We start from the raw sequence: 17311 nt of genomic DNA, 5'->3' as shown, positions 1-17311 counted from the left end.
TGCCTTGTCCCTGGAACAGGATCTGTTCGACCAGCGCTTCGCGCGCATCCGTGAAATCGCCGCCCTGGGTTACCGCCCCTACGGCCAACGCTTCGACTTCTCCCATACCCTCGGCGCCATCCTCGCCACGTACACAGAGAAGACCGCAGAAGAGCTGGAAGCCAACCGCGTCACTGTCAAAGTCGCCGGCCGCATCCAGACCATCCGCCGTATGGGCAAGGCCGGTTTCACGCACATCCAGCAGTCGGGCGAACGCCTCCAGGTCTATATCAAGAAGGACGCGGTCACCGAGAACGAATACAAGCTCTGGCAGTTGCTGGACTTGGGCGACATCATCGGCGTCGAGGGCTACCTCTTCCGCACCCGCACCGGCGAACTCTCCGTTCACGCCGAAACCCTCACGTTCCTTTCCAAGAACCTGATGGGGATGCCAGAGAAGTACCACGGCCTGGAGGACGTCGAGATCCGCTACCGCCAGCGCTACCTCGACCTCATTGCCAACCCCGAGGTGCAGCAGGCCTTCCAGACCCGCGCCAAGGTCGTCCGCTCGTTCCGCCGCCAACTGGAGGACCGCGGTTTCACGGAAGTCGAAACGCCCATGATGCAGTCGCTCTACGGCGGCGCCGCCGCGCGACCCTTCGTCACCCACCACAACACGCTGGATATCGATCTCTACCTGCGCATCGCCCCCGAACTCTACCTGAAGCGCCTGATTGCCGGCGGCATGGAGCGCGTCTTCGAAATCAATCGCAACTTCCGCAACGAGGGCGTGTCCACCCGGCACAACCCCGAGTTCACGATGCTCGAGTTCTACCAGTCGTATGCTGACTACCGCGACCTTATGCAGCTCACCGGCGACCTGTTGAAGCAGGTAGCACTCGACGCCACTGGCAACACCGTGGTCGAATACCAGGGCCAATCGCTCGACTTCGGCAACGTCCGCCGCTACTCCATCCGCGAAGCCGTTTGTGAATACTGGAAGGGTCCGGTGAAGCCCTCCATGGACAATGTGCGCGACCCGGAATGGCTGCTGGCCCATTCGGAAAAGACCACGGCCGGCGAGGCGCTGGTCGACATCTTCGAGCGTCATTGTGAAGACGCGCTCATCCAGCCCACCATCATCCACGAGTACCCCGTGGAAGTTTCCCCGCTGGCCAAGCAGAACCCCGAAGAGCCGGCCATGACCGACCGCTTCGAGATCTTCGCCGCCGGCATGGAAATCGGCAACGCGTTCACTGAGCTGAACGACCCGGACGAGCAGCGCAAGCGCTTTGAAATGCAGCTCTCCATGCGGGAAAAGGGCGACGACGAAGCCCACCAGATGGACGAGGACTACATCCGAGCCCTGTGCTACGGCATGCCGCCCACGGCCGGTGAGGGCATCGGTATCGACCGTGTGACCATGCTGATGACCAACGCGAAGTCGATTCGCGACGTCATCCTCTTCCCGCTCCTGCGGCCGGAAGGCGAGATCGGTATCGCCCAGTGGTTGCGGGAAGCATCTGCCAAGTGACTCAGGCCTTTGAACTTTTCGTCGCCTCCCGGTACCTGAGGGCCAAGCGCCGTCAGGCCGTGATCTCCCTGATCACCGTCATCTCGGTGATCGGGGTGGCGGCGGGCGTCATGGCGCTGGTCATCGCGCTGGCCATCAACAACGGCTTCCGCACCTCGCTCGAGCGCAGCCTGCTGGGCGCCACGCCCCACGTCGTGCTGCTGGAAAAGGAGCCCAGCTCCGGCATCGCCAACTGGCGCGATCTGTGTGCCAGGCTCGCCAAAGTACCCAACGTCCGGCGCGCCGCTCCGGCGCTCTACGGCAAGGTGCTGGCCGCCGGGCCCATCCAGTCCGCCGAGGCGACCATCAAGGGCATGCCATTGGATGGACAGGACTTCCGTGAACACATCACGGCCGGCGAAGTCGGTGATCTCAGCAATGTCCGCGGCCTGCCCGGTGTCGTCCTGGGGACGCATCTGGCGCGCCGCATCGGTATGCGTGTGGGCGATGTCGTCCGTCTCATCAGTCCCCAAGGCGAATTGACCCCGTTTGGACTACGCTCCTCCCAAACGCGCTTTCGCGTCGCGGCCCTCTTCGAATCGGGCTTCTACGACCTCGACAACCAGTTCGCTTTCACTACCCTGCCCGCGGCCCAGAAGCTCTTCTCGCTGGGTGATGTCGTCAACTCCATCGAGTTGAAGGTGAACGACCTGGAAGCCGCACCCGAAACGGCCCGCCTCGCGGAAGCGCAGGCCGGCAAGGAACTGGGCGCCACCAGTTGGATGGAGCAGAACCGCCAGATCCTGAATGCGCTCAAGATGGAGCGCATCGTGTCCATTGTCACCATCTCGTTGATTCAGCTCGTCGCCGCGCTGAACATCCTCACCGCTCTCTTCATGAGCGTAATGGAGAAGCGGCGAGACATCGCGGTACTGCTCTCGATGGGCGCGCGCCGCCGCCAGATTGCGCAGATCTTTATCGCGCAAGGCCTGATGATCGCGGCCGCCGGCATTGTCCTTGGCTTGACCCTCGGTTATGGCCTGTCCTACCTGGCCGACCATTACCGGCTCTTTGCGCTGGATGAGGAGATCTACTCCCTCTCCTACGTGCCATTCGAGGCCCGTCCCATCGACGCGCTCTGGATCTCGGCCACGGCCTTGGCCGTCACCTTGGCCGCGACGCTCTATCCGGCGCGCTCGGCAACGAAGATCACGCCGGTCGAGACGCTGCGATACGAGTAGCCATGGTGGCTCGCGGACTGCCGCGAACTACTGCAACGGCCGGAAGATCGTCCAAACCCACTGCGGATAGCCCATTCCGGCGGGCGGCACGTAGTGGAACTCCCAACCCGTCGGGCCGAACGACAGTTCGTTGTGATCCGATACCAACCGTGGGTCCCGGCACCCGTTCGCCACATACAGCCGGTACGACTCAGCCGCGATCGCGTTCAAGGCATCCCGGACGGTGAGGTTCTTCCGGTGAATGGAAAAATGGGGGGGGTTCGCGTTCCCGATCCCCGTAATCACCGCCCCGCCACCCGGCGACCCGCCGCCCGCCGTAAAGACCTTCGTCAGGTAATCGTTCAGGTCCGCCGAATACGTGGGCAGCGTAACGACCAAGTCCTCGGGCGAGGCGTCGGTTTCGACGTCGAATTTGGACAGCTTGAAGTCCAGGATCGCGCGCCCCGGACCACCGGCATCAGCGGCCAGCAGATTTACGAGATGAGGATTGCCCGTCTCCATGAGCCGCAGGCGAGGGTCCTGCGTGCAGAGTTTCCGAACTAGGGTATCAAGATCCTCGTCGTTCGCAGCCAGAAAAACCTTGCGGACTGGGCCCTCAACATTCTCAAATCCAAAGACCCCTAGGATCCTTCCGCGCATCGACATACTTCGCACGAGCTTGCGCAAAACCTCCGGAGTTGATCCGCTTTCAGCGAAGTCGCTGATCCGCCGGCCGGTCTCACGCTGAAGCTCGATGGCGCACGGTCCTGGTGGTTCCACAGCAGCAGCCGAACAGGGCAGTATCACGGCAAAGCCGATCGGCGCCCAGAATACCCGATCAAGATGAGCAAACATCCATTCTCTCCTCGATGAGCCCGACCGCCCGCGCATGCCCCACTGGCGGCCTTCGTGACCACCAGAAGGTTATCAGCATCGGGACACTGTGTCGTCAATGTCTTGGCCGATGATCGCTTGGCATCAGTGCATCACTACATCACACTGAAAATCGTGCGGACCACTGTCACACTCGACGATGACGTCTATGAGGCGGCGATGCACCTTTCGCGCTCGTCGGGCGAGCGCCTCGGGAAGGTGCTGTCCGCCCTTGCACGTCGCGCGCTCAATCCGGAGAGTTCGCAGCCGCGCCGTTCAACACGGCGATTCCCGGTGTTTGACGTCCCGGATAATGCTCCAGTGATCCCGGCCTCGCGGGTTCGGCGAGCGATCGATGAAGACGGCCTCTTCTCAACTATTGCTGCTGGACGTGAATGTCCTGCTGGCCATCGCCTGGCCGAACCACCAGTTCCACTCCGCGGCCATTGCGGCGCTTTCCCGCCGCAACCGTTGGGCAACCTGCGCTCTCCCGCAGCTCGGGTCTGTCCGATTGTCCTCAAATCCCGCCGTCGTCGGACCGGCCAAGAGCCCGCAGCAAGCCGTCGCTCTGCTGGCGGATTTGGTCGGCGATCCCCTGCATGTCTACCTGGACTCCCTCCCCGCACCAACTTCCGGAGAGTGGCGGAGTGCGTTTGCGGGGCTCTTCAGACATCAACAGGTGACGGACGCCTATCTCCTGCAAGTCGCGGCCACCCACCATGCCGCCCTTCTCACGTTTGATCGCAAACTGGAAAGCCTCGCAAACAGTACGGCCAGGGTCGTAGTTCTGGGCTGAGATCGCCACGCTCCGCCGGGTTCCACGGACATTAAGCCCGCGACCCTTGTGTTCAACGCCCCCAGCCGAAAGGCGTCCCTCCATGGGTCAAACATGCAGGCACTGTCACAACCGAGAACGGCAGCGACCGCTAGCTTGAACCCGTTTTGCGATGATCGCACCATTCGCGGCCTGATAATCCGCGCAGTGCTTTGCGCGAGGATATGTCATACGGCAGTTCGTCCACTTCTCCTATCTTGACCTCTTGGTTCTCGGTTTCGATAGATATCAAATAAAACATCCATTGACATCTCTCATTTTGCATGGTAATTTTTAATCGCATTCTCCCTAATAGTGATTCAAGGTAAGTCCTACAACCTTACAACAATCATCAACATTCAGCGCGGATATTATTCCGGGGACCCTAATGTAGCTGGCACGATCACGACTCCGTAACAATGAGCAGGAGAATTTCACCAATGCTTAACTCCAAAACCTCCGTCAAGTTGGCGGCCCTGCCATTCTTTGCTCTGTCACTCCTGGCACAACCGGTCACCACGCCATCTTCTGAGCCTCAGGAGCGGCGACTGGGACATACCGTCGAGGGGACACGCCCCTTCACCCAGGCAGTGTTCCATACGCTACTCGCCGCCGGAGTTCCAGGAGGAATCATCTCGGCCCGTTCGTGCAAGCCAGAAGCTAGTGTTGCGTTCCGAGCGACGGGAGAAATGACGCTCGGCGATGCTCTGACGCATATCGCCACCATCACCGGCGGCGGCGCCCATTGGACGGTTGCCGACGGGGTGATCAACGTTGCGCTTCAAGCCGACCGGCCGAGATTCCTCGACGTCCCCATAGCTCGCCTCTCTTTTACGGACACCACAAACCTCTGGCTTTCACTGGATCACCTGATACAATCCGCAGAAGCTCGCAAATATCTTGAAGATACAAAGCTGAACTATAGACTTCCCCGCTCCATCTGGGCAACGGACAAACCCAAGACACCTCCCAGACCTGTTGAGATCAGAAATATGACCATCTCGAAGGTATTGAACATGCTGGCGGCAGACAACGGCAAAGCGATTTGGATCTATCACGAGAATTCCTGCCCGAACTCGCCAAATACGCTTGATCTTCGCATTGTCGGCGAGTAGCTACAAGCACGCACTTGCGTTTGGGACATATCGCAGCAGCTAACGGAGTCGGCGGGATGGCCGTGGAAATCGTTATTGAAGCCCGCGGATGGACGCCGTCCCGCCTTCTCTTGCAATGCTCTGAACTGCGCTGGTGGCTCCAGACGGCGTCCGCAACTAGGCGGCGCGACGTCGACCCGGCCTAGATCGCCATCCCCAATCCCACCAGGTTCGCCGCCAGGATGATGATCAACATCCCGATCCACAGGATCACGATCGGGCGCCGCTTCACGTGGGCCCATTCGCCCAGCGCCAGGCCGACCAACCCGCCGAACAGCACATACCCGCTCATGTGCAGCATCCAGTTCACATACGACAGGTTCTGCGGGATGTTGGCCGCGCCCCAGGCGTAGAAGAAGAACTGCAGGTACCACATGGTCCCGCCGGTCGCCGCCAGCAGGCCGTTTCTCAGGTTCACAGCCATCGGCTGCGAACAGTCGGCCCGGAAGGACAGCTCGCTCTTCATCACCAACCGCCCGATGCAGTAGGCGAAGTTGACCAGCGCGCCGCCGCCCATGATGATGACGTAGCTGGGCAGCGCGGCATACAGCGGATCCACACCCAACTGCAGCGCTGCCTGCTCCATCGGCTTCGACGCGTCGATGGCGAACGACATCCCGGAAGAGAAGAATCCGCACATCAGCGCCAGCATGAGGCCCTTTTTCAGGTCGAACTCCGCGGCGGTGAGCCCCAGTTGCTGCTCCTTTTGATGGCCCGCGTACGTCACAACCCCCACGCCCACCAGCGCGACCAGGATGCCTGCCAGCGTCACCAGCCCATTGTTCGAAGTGAACAGGAAGAGGAACTGCCCGTGCAGGAAGGGCGGCAGCAGTGTACCGACCACAAGAGTAGTGCCGATCGCAATCCCGATCCCGAGCGACATGCCCAGGTAGCGCATCGTCAGGCCGTAGTTCACATTGCCGACGCCCCACATGCAACCAAACAGGAATGCCTTCAGGACGACGCTCGAATCCAGCGCGGCGTAGAACGCCCGGAAGTCGGGCAGCAGGCAGAAGCTCACCACAATGGGCAGCAGAACCCAGGAGAAGATACCGGCAACCGCCCAGGTGGTCTCCCACGACCACTTCTTCACTTTGCCAATCGGAGCGTAAAAAGAGGCGGCCGACGCGGCGCCCACCATGTGCCAGCCAATGGCGCTAACAATCGAATTCACTCGGACTCCTTTTCGACGTGGACCATACCGCCCAAGGCCTCGCACAGGAAACCCGATCTCGGCAGATCGCACCAGGATCGTGACAAGCCAAGCAACTACATTACTGCATTGCGCACACCCATCTGGAGCCCACCGCGAGACTCAGCTGCAAAAGGCCTTCCGGCCAGGCGTGTCAGGGAGTCGCAACCGCGCCAACCATCGTCGCCGCGCTCAATCTACACATAGCCTATCGACATTCATATTTTATAGTTGACATTTCCTGTCCACTAAAGGTATTTTGAATTTAGAAACGCCGATGACCCATCACTCCCATCGCCGTCTGCAACCACCGGTTCTCCCCACAACCGGCAGCTGTTGTTGTTGACCCTGCCTCAACGCAATTCAAATCCCCTTCACCGCGGTCGTTTGAGGAATCTAATCATGTCCGAACTACTTGCCCCTACTCGCACTGTTTCCAATTTGGAAGAATCCATCCTTCATGAAATCAGCCACATAGCGCACAACGCTCCGGCCTTCACCTGGGCCGTCGAGAAGACGCAGTCGCTGCTCCAGCGGGAAGCCGGCCTGAAGCTGCTGCTGGTGGATCTGGAAACCAGTTCGCCGCTTGCACGGCAGGAGGTGCAGCAGTTCCTGTCTGCCCCCAATCAGGCCAAACTTCTATATACCGCTGCGCTGAAGGACAAAGGACAGGAAATCGGGCGCATCGTTGTCGGCTTCGTCGATCCACCGCTGTCGCCCGAGGCTGCTCAGCGTCTCGCCGTCTTCCTGGGCGAGCAACTCGGCTCCCTGCTGGGCCGGGCACGCCTGCGCTCCCGTCGCAGCAGCCTGCGGCAGGAACTGGAACAGCTCAGGGCCCGGCTCGACGACCGCAAGATCCTCTCCCGCGCGGAAGGGATCCTCTCCAGCCGTCACGGTCTCACCTCAGCGCAGGCGCGGGATTGGCTGGAATCGCAAAGCCGCTCCAGCGGCAAACCCGCCTCAGTCCTGGCGGAACAACTGGTCCTGCTGCATACCCGCGCGGTGCGCCTGAGCGCCTAAGCCCATGCAATTGACGCGCAAGGAGTTCGTGATCAGCCTGGCCGGCGTGGCGGCACTGCAAGCCGCTGGACCGCTGAAGGTGCTGCTGGTCTTCGCCCACCCAGACGACGAGTCCGTGGTGGCCGCTACGGTCTACCGCCTCACTCACGAACTCGGCGCCATCGTCGACCATGTCGTCATCACCAACGGAGAGGGCGGCTATCGTTACTCGAAACTGGCCGAATCGCTCTATGGCGCCTCTCTGACGGACGAAGCCACGGGCCGCTCACGGTTGCCGGAGATCCGCCAGAAGGAAACCCGCAGCGCCGGCCGGATCCTGGGCGTCCGCAAGCACTACTTCCTCCAGCAGCGGGACGAGCGCTTCACGCTCGATTCCAAAGAAGCGCTCGATCGACTTTGGGATACGGCGCTGATCCGCCATCGCCTGGTGGCGCTCCTGGAGGAGGAGCACTACCAAGCCGTTTTGACGCTGTATCCCGAAGCCTCCACTCACGGTCATCACCAGGCAGCTGCAGCGCTGGTGTTGGATGCCGTCGCGGCGCTTCCTGACGCCACGCGGCCAGCGGTTCTCGGGGCCGTTACTGCCCCTAATGGCCCCGATCCCCGCGCAGATTTCGTTCTGAACCGCCACGCTCCCCTACCCCAGAACCGCGAGCTGGATTACTCCATCGTCGTCAACTGGGTTATCGCCGAGCACAAGTCGCAAGGGCTGCTGCAGCGCGACTGCAATCGCTTTGACAGCGAAGTCTTTCATCTCCTGAACAACGAAAGCCGTCCTGCCGCACAGCAAGTATTTCAACGCCTTACCACCGGAGACCACTAGTGAACCTTAGATTGCCGCTCCTTGTTGGAGTCTTCCTCTGCGCTACGTATGCGCAAACTGGAACCAGCGTATTGACGGGCACCGCCACTGATGCCAGTGGCTCCGCCCTGCCCAACGTCGTCATCTCCCTCACCAACAACGACACCGGCGCACGTTCTTCCAGCGTGACGAATGAATCAGGCACTTACCGCCTGGGCTCACTACCGCCCGGCACCTACAAACTCGAAGCGGAACTCGCCGGCTTCGACCGCTTCGTGCGCACCCCAATCCCATTGAATGTCAGTCAGGTGCTGGCGGTGGATTTCGCGCTGCAGCTCGGCCAGACCTCCAATACCGTCACTGTCCAGGAAGACCTGCCGCTGACCGAGACACAAAGCTCAAGCACCGGCCAATTGGTGAACCGGCGCATGGTGGCCGGTCTGCCGATGCCAAACCGCGCAGCTACCTCCCTGGTGGCGCTGGCTCCGGGCGTCGTCATGATCGATTCCGGCCAGGGCGCGGAAAACTATCCCGTCTTCGCGATCGCCGGCGGCCGCGCCCGCAACCAGAACTTCACCCTGGACGGTGGAAACGTGACGAACGCGGTCGGCTTGACGCGGCCGCAGCAGATGACCTCCCTGCCAATGGACGCCATGCAGGAGTTCCGCGTGATCTCCAACAACTACTCGGCGGAAAACGGCCATTCCACGGGCGGTGTGATCACGCTTTCCACGCGTTCCGGCACCAATGAGTACCACGGCAGCGTCTTTGAGTTTCTTCGCAATAACGTGCTGGATGCCAGGAACTTCTTCGCAGCGCAGCGCCCGCCGCTGCGGCTCAACCAGTACGGCGCCTCCCTGGGCGGACCCATCCAGAAGGACAAGACCCACTTCTTCCTAACCTGGGAACAGACGCGCCAGGTGTCGTCGACCATCGCCCTGCAGACGGTCCCCACCCTTGCCCAGCGAGCCGGCGACTTTTCGGGCTTGCCGGCGATCTACGACCCCGCCACAACGGTTGGTCGCGTCCGCCAGCCCTTCGTGAACAACACGATCCCCGACAGTCGTTTCGATGCGGTGGCTCGCAATGTTCTCGGCTACTACCCGCTGCCCAACCGCGCCGGTTCGGCCAACGGCGCCAACAATTACGCCGCCAACGCCAACTCCTCACTGACCAGAAACATTGTCGTCGGCCGCCTGGATCACCAGTTGCGATCCTCCGACCAGCTCTCGGCCCGCTATTACATCAACGACTCCTACATCGCCAACACCGGTTCATTCACCAATCCCGTGGCGGCGCCCGACGCCAACTGGAACGACGCCCGTATCCAGAGCATCCTCGTCGGCCACACGCACATTTTCCGTCCGGACCTTGTGAACGAACTGAAAGTCTCCTATTTGCAGCGCAAGTTCATCGACGACCGCTTTGGCGCCTTTGACAACCTGGCCTCCAAGGTCGGCCTGACCGGCGTCAGCGCGGCGGCTTTCCCCAACTTCAATCTGCCCGGCTACGCATCCCTCTCTTCGAACTCGATGTCGCGGCACCAGACCCCGATCCGGGATACGCAGTTCCTGGAGTCGTTGTCCTGGCTGCGCGGCAAGCACGCCTTCAAGTTCGGAGCCGAATACCGCATGGGTTCGAACAACGAGACGCGCGACCGCACCTCGTCGGGCAGCTTCGGCATCACCCCTCTCATTACCGGCCTGCCGGGTGTCGCCAACACAGGCAACTCGCTGGCTTCCTTCCTGTTGGGCGAAGTGAACTCGGTGAACATCCAGGCCTCCGATCCCATCCTGTCGAAAGCCTCCTACTGGTCGTGGTATGTGCAGGACGACTGGCGCGTGACCTCTAACTTGACCATCAACTACGGATTGCGCTGGGAATCCGAACTGCCGCGCTATGTGGACAACAACGCCCAGAATTCGTTCGACGTCGCGGCCATCAACCCCGTCTCGGGTACCCCGGGCGTAGTCACGTTTTCCGGCGTCAACGGCATTCCGCGCCGTGCCTTCAAGACAGACCTGAACAACTTCGGGCCCCGGCTGGGCTTCGCCTGGAAGGCCGCACATGGCTTCGTGGTGCGCGGCGGCGGCGGCGTCTTCTACGGACCCACGGTGAGCAACACCATTGGAGACACGGCCTCCACGGGCTTCTCAGATGCGATCTCCCTGGTCGTGCCCCAAGCCGACCTGCAAAGCGCCATCCAACTGCGCAACGGCGTCCCGCTGCTGCCGCGCCAGCCGCTGAACTCCAGCTTTGGCGCCGTGGCGTTGGGCCAGAAGCCGAACACTTCGGTCGGGTTCTTCGAACTCGACCGGCCCACGCCGATCAGCTACCAGTACAACTTCAACGTGCAGCGAGAACTGGCTGGGGGCACGGTGCTGGAGACCGGCTATCTGGCCAATGTCTCCCACCACCTGACAGCCAACGACCTGACACTCAACCAGGTACGGCCCGAACTGATGGGCGCCGGTGACGCGCAGGCCCGCCGGCCCTTCCCGCAGTTCAGCAACGTGTACTGGATCAACCCCGCCATTGGAAACTCGACCTATCATGCCGGATTCATCCGGACGGAGAAGCGCTTCGCGCGGGGCGTATCGTTCCTGGCCCATTACACGTTCTCGAAGTTCATCGACGATGTGGCCTCCGGCAACGAGTACGGTGACCCGCAGAGCTACATGGACGCCTACAACCGCCGGTTGGACAAGGGCTTGAGCGGTTCCGATGTGACGCACCGCACGGTGGTCAGCGCGCTCTACGAAGTGCCCGTGCTGCACGGCCTCTGGAACAAGGCGCTGGGCGGCTGGCAGTTGGGTACGTTCATCACTTTGCAGTCAGGTGCCCCCTACACGGTGGTCACCGCCTCGAACACGACCAACGCCTTCCCGGCCGGTGCCGTTCGCCCCGACCTGGTTGCCGATCCCTCCAGCGGCACGCGCACTCTCTCGCGGTGGTTCAATACGGCGGCGTTCCAGTCGCCGCGTCAGTTCACCTTTGGGAACAGCCCCCGCTCGGGCCTGCGGGGTCCCTTCCAGAAAACGGTGGACGCCACGGTTTCGCGGCAGTTCAAACTGACTGAGCGGTTCCGGACGGACCTGCGCGGTGAGTTCTACAACCTGCTGAATACGGTGAATTTCGATGTGCCGGGGCACACCTTCGGGGCAGCCGACTTCGGGACGATTCAAAGTTCCCGTCCGGCCCGGACCATTCAATTGGGATTGCGCCTGAGCTTCTAGCGCTCAGGCGATGCGGCGGGCCTTGGCCAGGTAAAGCTGTTCGTCGGCGCGGCGAAAGATGGAGTCGGCGGTTTCACCGCGCTTCCATTCAGCCACGCCGACGGACGCGAGAATCATGACCTTGATCCAGGATCCGTCGGCCTTGAAGGTGTACTCTTTGTTGAACTGTGAACGGATCTGGGTCGCCCGTTCGTTGGCCTTCACAAGGCCGCAGTCCGGCAGAATGGCCAGAAACTCGTCGCCGCCCCAGCGGCAGATCGTATCCTGCCCTCGCACCGCGGAGGAGAGCCGCTGCGAGAACTCAAGCAGGACATGGTCGCCGGCCTGGTGCCCCCACCGATCGTTGACCCCCTTGAAGCGATCCATGTCGAAGATCAACAACGAGAACTGGCGATTGCTCGTGATCAGGTCCTGAATGCGCTGTTCCCCGGCCCGCCGGTTGGCGACCTTGGTGAGTGGATCCGTGTTGGCCAGTTGTTCGGTTTCGTCGAGCTTGCTGCGGAACGTGCGAAGCTCTTCCCGCAACTTCTCCACTGCTTCCTCTGACCCCTTGCTGACCTGAACCGCCACCTGGCGGAGTTCCACGATCTCGCGCGCCAACCGCTTCCGGATCTCGGGCAGATCGGACATCTGGGAGATGGTCTCAAGATTCTTGGTGAACTCGCCCAACCGGCTGCTATTGGATTGGCCCTGGGCCGCGACAACGGAGGCTACCTGGGACAGGCACAGGAGGATCTTTTTGACTTCTTTCTCCTGGTGGCCCAGCAAACGGCATGACTTCTCAGCGTACGTTGCCAGTTCCTGCTCCAGCCTCGTACGGGCCGACTGGAGAGAGTCGATCGTGATGCCCTCCTTCAGCTCAGACGCCAACTGCCGCAACTGCTGGCGGTGATGGGCAGTGAGTGTCTCGGAGACTGGCACGAGGGACTCGCCAATGGTGCTTACCGCCGCAACGTAGCTCGACTCCAGGTCAGAACAGAGTCGATGCCGGTCGTCGGCTTCCAGGATGTGCTTTCGCAAGGAGATCATGTAATACCCGTCAAACTGCTTTCCCGTGCACCATCGGCAGAATGTGTCACAGACTTAACAGAATCTTCTATCGCGACTTAAGATTTTAATTTCGGATTATTAAGTACGGAATCAGAAGAGAGGTTGAGAGAACCAGAGTGCAACCGCGGTGAGGCAAGCTATTCTATAGATCACTTCGCCACATGCCCACAACAAGCACTTCAGACCGCCTCACCTCACTGGATGCCTTTCGCGGCGCAACGATGGCCCTCATGGTTCTGGTCAACAATTCCGGCGACGGCGCGCACACCTACGGGCCGCTCAACCACGCGGAATGGCATGGCTGGACCTTGACGGACATGGTCTTCCCTTCCTTCCTCTGGATAGTCGGTGTCGCCATGACGCTAGCCATGGCGAAGCGGCTGGCTAACGGCGCGGCCAAAATGCAGTTGCTGCGTCAGGCGGTGCAGCGCACCATCATCCTCTACGGACTCGGGCTGCTGGTCTATGCGTTCCCGCACTTCGATCTTTCGACGCAGCGAGTACTGGGCGTACTACAGAGAATTGCCCTTTGCTACCTGATCGTAACTGTAATCTACCTTACATGCGGAATCCGGGGGCAAATCGCCTGGATCGTCGGACTGTTGGGTTCGTATTGGCTGCTGATGGCCTATGCGCCCGTACCCGGGTTCGGCGCCGGGCGGCTGGACGTGGAAGGCAACTTCGCCCATTACATCGACAGCATTGTGCTGGGCCGGCACAACTACGCTTCGACGAGGACCTGGGATCCGGAGGGGATCGTCAGTACCCTGCCCTCCATTGCGACGGCTTTGTTCGGAGTCATGGCCGGCCACATCCTCAGATTGCGCAAGGAACTGGCGGAACGCACCAACTGGCTCTTCCTGACCGGACTCGTGCTGATCGCGTTAGGCCTGATGATCGATCCCTGGCTGCCCATCAACAAGAAGCTATGGACGAGTTCCTTTGCCCTGTTCATGGCGGGCATGGACTTCGTGGTGTTTGCGTCATTCGTGTGGCTGGTGGATGCGCAGGGCTACAAGCGCTGGACGCGGCCTTTCGTGATCCTGGGCATGAACGCGATCAGCATCTATATGGTGTCGGAACTGGTGGCGGAATCGCTGGGTTCGATTCACACCGCTTCGGGCTCACTGAAATCCGCAATCTTCTCCAGCGTGTTCACGCCGATCGCCTCGCCCTACAACGCCTCGCTGCTGTACGCCGTGGCCTTCACTCTTTCCATGTTCGCAGTCGCCTACGGGCTGCATCGCAAGGGCTGGTACCTGCGCGCTTAGTTAGTGGATCGTAGCGACGGCTTCAAGCAGCGCATCGACATTACCGCCGCGCAGCAGGGCCTGCAGCCGAGGCTCGTCGAGTCCGCCAGCGCGGCCGAGAAGCTGCCTCGCCGGCCCCGCCTGGTCGGCGCCGCGCCAGCGGGCCATCTCCAACAGTACAGGCCAGGCACGGCCTCGGATCTCGCTGAGGAGCTTCGGATTGTTCTCCGCGCTGAGGTGCAGCAGGAGGACCGCGGCTCTCTGGCGGTCGGACCAGTGCCCGGAGTGCAGCATCGCCACGAAATCCGCCGCCGGAACCCAGGCAGAAACACGCATATCCGTCCGCATCAGCACCATCAGCGAGCGGGCGGCATTGTCCCGTACGCCTTCATCCTGATCGTGACAAGCCCCGGCGAGGGTGCTCACGACGGCGCGCGACCGTCGCCCATAACTGAGGAAATGAGCGGCGATGGCGCGGTGCTGGGCGTCGCTCGAAGTCCGGAGAATGCGGCGCAGCTCCTCCACATGGCGCATCGTGTATTGGCGGATCGCCAGTTCGGTGGCGCGGAGTTTGTTATCGAGGTCGGAGGAGGGCTTCCCGTTCTCGGAAAGACCAGCCGACTGGGCCTCCTGCCAGACCGCCCAGGACACCTGGGCCAGGTTCAGGCCCTCGGCGGGCAACCGCAGTTTGGCGCGCGGGCCCTGGGCGTAGCGGAACCCCTCGCCCGGTCCATCCGGCCAGCCGATGAAGATGGTCCAGGACTCCTCCGCCGACTGCCGCTCGCAGCAGACAACCGCGACATCGGCAGCCTTAGTTGTGGCACGCATCCTGGCGACCAGGTCATTCATTTCCCGCGCGTCGACCTCAGTGCCCTCGCGCAACGGAAGCGCCGCGCGGAGAGCCGCGATGTCGCGCCCCGAGGCGCCGAAGAACTCAATGGCGCCAATCCGCACACGGGCAGACTGGCCCTGGGCGAGCGTGCTTAAAAGCGCGGCCAAGGCAATCCAGCGGGCGAGAGTTGTGGGGCGTGCCACCAGGGTATGAGCGATTGTAACGTCTATCCGGTTGATTGGAACATCGGAGCGGTCCCAATCGTACTCACAGCAGTACCATGAACAATTGGGGAGGCTGACAATGCGTGTGCCCGTGCTTTGGATGACGGTAGCGGCGGTGGCGGCGATGGTCGCAACGCCGGCGATGGGCGAAGAATGGACGAAGCAGTGGCCCGTCAAGGGGCAGGCCGACCTCAGGGTGGAAGTGGACGACGGCCGGGTGATTGTCCGCGGCGCGGATACCAACCAGATTGAGGCGCGCATCATCACGACCGGCTGGAAGATCGGCCCGGGCGGAGTGCAGGTCACGCCGCGGCAGGAAGGCTCGCGGATCGAACTGGACGTGCGGACACCCCGATTCAATAACTGGATGGGCAATAACAACCGGTCGCTCCGCGTGGAACTGCGGGTGCCCCGGAACCTGGTGGCGAGCATCCGCACCGGCGACGGCTCGGTCCTGGCGGAAGATCTGCAAGGGTCGATCCGGCTGCGGACGGGCGATGGGAGCATCGAAGCGACAGGCTTGGATGGAAAGCTGGACGCCGAGACCGGCGACGGCAGCATCCGCACCCGAGGACGCTTTGATGTGCTCATGCTACGTACAGGAGATGGGCGGATCGAAGCCGACGTCATGCCCGGCTCGAAGATGGCCAGCGGCTGGGAGGTGAATACCGGCGACGGACACGTAGTGGTGCGCCTGCCCGAGAAGTTCGCCGCCGATCTGGATGCCCATACTGGCGATGGCAAGGTGGAACTCGAGTTTCCCATCAGCACCTCCAAGCTGGACAGCGGCAAGGACGTGCACGGGAAATTGAACGGCGGCGGACCGACGCTTCGGATCCGCACGGGGGATGGCCCTATCCGGCTGGCCCGCATGTAGGCCGGCGCCGGGCCTCACCTGTAAGCTAGAAGTATGAGCAATTCCGGCGCGTCCGGCGCCCTGTTGATCCACATTACCGGCCACGACAAGCCGGGTCTGACCCATGCCCTGACCGAAATCCTGGCCTGGTACAACGTCCGCATCCTGGACATCGGCCAGGCAGTGATTCACGACGGCCTGGCGCTGGGCATCCTGGTGGAACTCACGCAGGAGATGCGTTCCTCGGCCCTGCTGACCGAATTGCTCCTCACGGCCCACCAGTTGGGCGTCCAGATCAGATTCTCTGCTTCGTCGGCGGATGAGTACGACACCTGGGTGGCGGCAGCGAGCAAACAGCGGTTCATCGTCACCGTGCTGGGTCCAACCATTGAGGCCAGCCATATCTCCAAAGTGAGCGGCATCCTGGCCGAGGGCGGTCTGAATATTGACCGGATTGACCGGCTTTCCTCGCGGTCGCCGCTGACGGCTCCGGAAGAGCCGGGCCGGTTCTGCGTGGAGTTCAGCACCAGCGGCGGAGCGGCCGTGCGCGAAGACGAAGTCCGCACGAAACTGGCGGCGCTGACGGACGATGCGGAAATCGACATCGCGTTCCAGCACGACTCGGTGTTCCGGCGGAACCGCAGGCTGGTGGCGTTCGACATGGATTCGACCCTGATCCAGGGCGAAGTGATCGACGAACTGGCGCGCGAGGCCGGGGTGGGCGAGCAGGTGCAGGCGATCACGGAATCGGCCATGCGCGGCGAACTGGACTTCCAGGCGAGCTTCCGGCGCCGGGTGGCTCTATTGAAGGGTTTGCCGGAGTCGGCGCTGCAGAACGTAATCGATCGGATTCCCCTGACCGACGGAGCAGAACGGCTGGTATCAACGCTGAAGACGCTGGGCTACAAGACCGCGATCCTTTCCGGCGGCTTCACCTTCTTCGGCCGCGTGCTGCAGCAGAAGCTCGGCATCGATTACCTGCATGCCAACACACTGGCCATCCGGGACGGGGTCGTCACCGGCGAGGTGGTGGACGCCGTGGTCGATGGGGCGCGCAAAGCGCAGCTTCTGCAGGAGTTGGCCACACAGGAAGGCCTGAGCCTCGAGCAGGTGATCGCAGTGGGCGATGGAGCCAACGACCTGCCCATGTTGCGGCTGGCCGGATTGGGGATTGCCTTCCGGGCGAAGCCGGTGGTGCGGGCCAATGCGAAGCAGGCCCTGAACAGCCTGGGGCTGGACGGCATCCTCTATCTGGTGGGTGTGCGCGACCGCGAAGTGTAACGGTGAGGATTCATC

14 protein-coding genes are annotated in these 17311 nt (G+C 61.9%); 10 read left to right on the top strand and 4 right to left on the bottom strand.

Annotated features, from left to right (window positions below; translation table 11 throughout):
• Positions 1-4 precede the first annotated feature (4 nt).
• Together lysS and IRI77_RS37235 are read left to right on the top strand one after the other, a co-directional pair.
• A complete protein-coding gene (lysS, locus tag IRI77_RS37240) occupies positions 5-1513 on the top strand; it encodes a lysine--tRNA ligase (RefSeq protein WP_194449981.1) in 1509 nt (502 codons plus the stop codon).
• On the top strand, positions 1510-2733 hold the full coding sequence (locus IRI77_RS37235; protein ID WP_194449980.1) for an ABC transporter permease: 1224 nt from the start codon (positions 1510-1512) through the stop codon (positions 2731-2733). Before lysS ends, IRI77_RS37235 begins: the two co-directional genes overlap by 4 nt.
• A gap of 27 nt (positions 2734-2760) precedes the next feature.
• Here the strand turns inward: IRI77_RS37235 and IRI77_RS37230 are convergent, their stop codons facing one another.
• A complete protein-coding gene (locus IRI77_RS37230; protein ID WP_194449979.1) occupies positions 2761-3234 on the bottom strand; it encodes a hypothetical protein in 474 nt (157 codons plus the stop codon).
• 706 nt (positions 3235-3940) lie between these two features.
• Here IRI77_RS37230 and IRI77_RS37225 point away from each other — a divergent pair.
• Together IRI77_RS37225 and IRI77_RS37220 are read left to right on the top strand one after the other, a co-directional pair.
• Positions 3941-4381: a TA system VapC family ribonuclease toxin gene (locus IRI77_RS37225; protein WP_194449978.1), complete on the top strand. Its 441-nt coding sequence runs from the start codon at positions 3941-3943 to the stop codon at positions 4379-4381.
• 458 nt (positions 4382-4839) lie between these two features.
• Positions 4840-5514 carry a hypothetical protein gene (locus IRI77_RS37220; RefSeq protein WP_194449977.1) on the top strand — a complete coding sequence of 225 codons (675 nt, stop codon included), beginning with the start codon at positions 4840-4842 and terminating at the stop codon, positions 5512-5514.
• A 181-nt stretch (positions 5515-5695) separates the two neighbouring features.
• Here the strand turns inward: IRI77_RS37220 and rhaT are convergent, their stop codons facing one another.
• Complete coding sequence (rhaT, locus tag IRI77_RS37215) at positions 5696-6727, bottom strand: L-rhamnose/proton symporter RhaT (protein WP_194449976.1); 1032 nt, start codon at positions 6725-6727, stop codon at positions 5696-5698.
• A gap of 420 nt (positions 6728-7147) precedes the next feature.
• Between rhaT and IRI77_RS37210 the strand changes: the two genes are divergently transcribed.
• From IRI77_RS37210 to IRI77_RS37200, 3 genes are read left to right on the top strand one after another with little or no spacing between them, the layout of a single operon-like run.
• A complete protein-coding gene (locus tag IRI77_RS37210) occupies positions 7148-7765 on the top strand; it encodes an ANTAR domain-containing protein (protein WP_194449975.1) in 618 nt (205 codons plus the stop codon).
• A gap of 10 nt (positions 7766-7775) precedes the next feature.
• On the top strand, positions 7776-8588 hold the full coding sequence (locus tag IRI77_RS37205; protein ID WP_194449974.1) for a PIG-L family deacetylase: 813 nt from the start codon (positions 7776-7778) through the stop codon (positions 8586-8588).
• The gene (locus IRI77_RS37200; RefSeq protein ID WP_194449973.1) at positions 8588-11803 is read left to right on the top strand and encodes a TonB-dependent receptor; all 3216 of its coding nucleotides are present in this window, start codon (positions 8588-8590) and stop codon (positions 11801-11803) included. Before IRI77_RS37205 ends, IRI77_RS37200 begins: the two co-directional genes overlap by 1 nt.
• Positions 11804-11806: 3 nt before the next feature.
• Here the strand turns inward: IRI77_RS37200 and IRI77_RS37195 are convergent, their stop codons facing one another.
• On the bottom strand, positions 11807-12832 hold the full coding sequence (locus IRI77_RS37195) for a GGDEF domain-containing protein (RefSeq protein WP_194449972.1): 1026 nt from the start codon (positions 12830-12832) through the stop codon (positions 11807-11809).
• A 182-nt stretch (positions 12833-13014) separates the two neighbouring features.
• Between IRI77_RS37195 and IRI77_RS37190 the strand changes: the two genes are divergently transcribed.
• Positions 13015-14124 (top strand): acyltransferase family protein, encoded by a 1110-nt coding sequence (locus IRI77_RS37190; protein WP_194449971.1) that lies wholly within the window; start codon positions 13015-13017, stop codon positions 14122-14124.
• Here IRI77_RS37190 and IRI77_RS37185 read toward each other — a convergent pair whose 3' ends face one another.
• The gene (locus IRI77_RS37185; RefSeq protein WP_194449970.1) at positions 14125-15102 is read right to left on the bottom strand and encodes a hypothetical protein; all 978 of its coding nucleotides are present in this window, start codon (positions 15100-15102) and stop codon (positions 14125-14127) included.
• 136 nt (positions 15103-15238) lie between these two features.
• Here IRI77_RS37185 and IRI77_RS37180 point away from each other — a divergent pair, with 136 nt between their 5' ends.
• Both IRI77_RS37180 and serB read left to right on the top strand, forming a co-directional pair.
• Complete coding sequence (locus IRI77_RS37180; RefSeq protein ID WP_194449969.1) at positions 15239-16036, top strand: DUF4097 family beta strand repeat-containing protein; 798 nt, start codon at positions 15239-15241, stop codon at positions 16034-16036.
• A gap of 33 nt (positions 16037-16069) precedes the next feature.
• Positions 16070-17296, top strand: a complete 1227-nt coding sequence (serB, locus tag IRI77_RS37175; protein WP_194449968.1) for a phosphoserine phosphatase SerB — start codon at positions 16070-16072, stop codon at positions 17294-17296.
• Positions 17297-17311 lie beyond the last annotated feature (15 nt).

Origin of the sequence: Paludibaculum fermentans (assembly GCF_015277775.1) — a bacterium.
Lineage (GTDB): Bacteria > Acidobacteriota > Terriglobia > Bryobacterales > Bryobacteraceae > Paludibaculum > Paludibaculum fermentans.
The sequence above is the reverse complement of the archived record's forward strand: the minus strand, read 5'-3'. Positions and strand labels throughout refer to the sequence as shown.

Excerpts from the sequence above, each read along its gene's own strand:
- IRI77_RS37230 (WP_194449979.1), bottom strand. The coding sequence starts at position 3,234 with ATGGAGACGGGCAATCCTCATCTCGTAAATCTGCTGGCCGCTGATGCC.
- IRI77_RS37225 (WP_194449978.1), top strand. The coding sequence starts at position 3,941 with ATGAAGACGGCCTCTTCTCAACTATTGCTGCTGGACGTGAATGTCCTG.
- IRI77_RS37220 (WP_194449977.1), top strand. The coding sequence starts at position 4,840 with ATGCTTAACTCCAAAACCTCCGTCAAGTTGGCGGCCCTGCCATTCTTT.
- IRI77_RS37210 (WP_194449975.1), top strand. The coding sequence starts at position 7,148 with ATGTCCGAACTACTTGCCCCTACTCGCACTGTTTCCAATTTGGAAGAA.
- IRI77_RS37195 (WP_194449972.1), bottom strand. The coding sequence starts at position 12,832 with ATGATCTCCTTGCGAAAGCACATCCTGGAAGCCGACGACCGGCATCGA.
- IRI77_RS37190 (WP_194449971.1), top strand. The coding sequence starts at position 13,015 with ATGCCCACAACAAGCACTTCAGACCGCCTCACCTCACTGGATGCCTTT.
- IRI77_RS37180 (WP_194449969.1), top strand. The coding sequence starts at position 15,239 with ATGCGTGTGCCCGTGCTTTGGATGACGGTAGCGGCGGTGGCGGCGATG.
- serB (WP_194449968.1), top strand. The coding sequence starts at position 16,070 with ATGAGCAATTCCGGCGCGTCCGGCGCCCTGTTGATCCACATTACCGGC.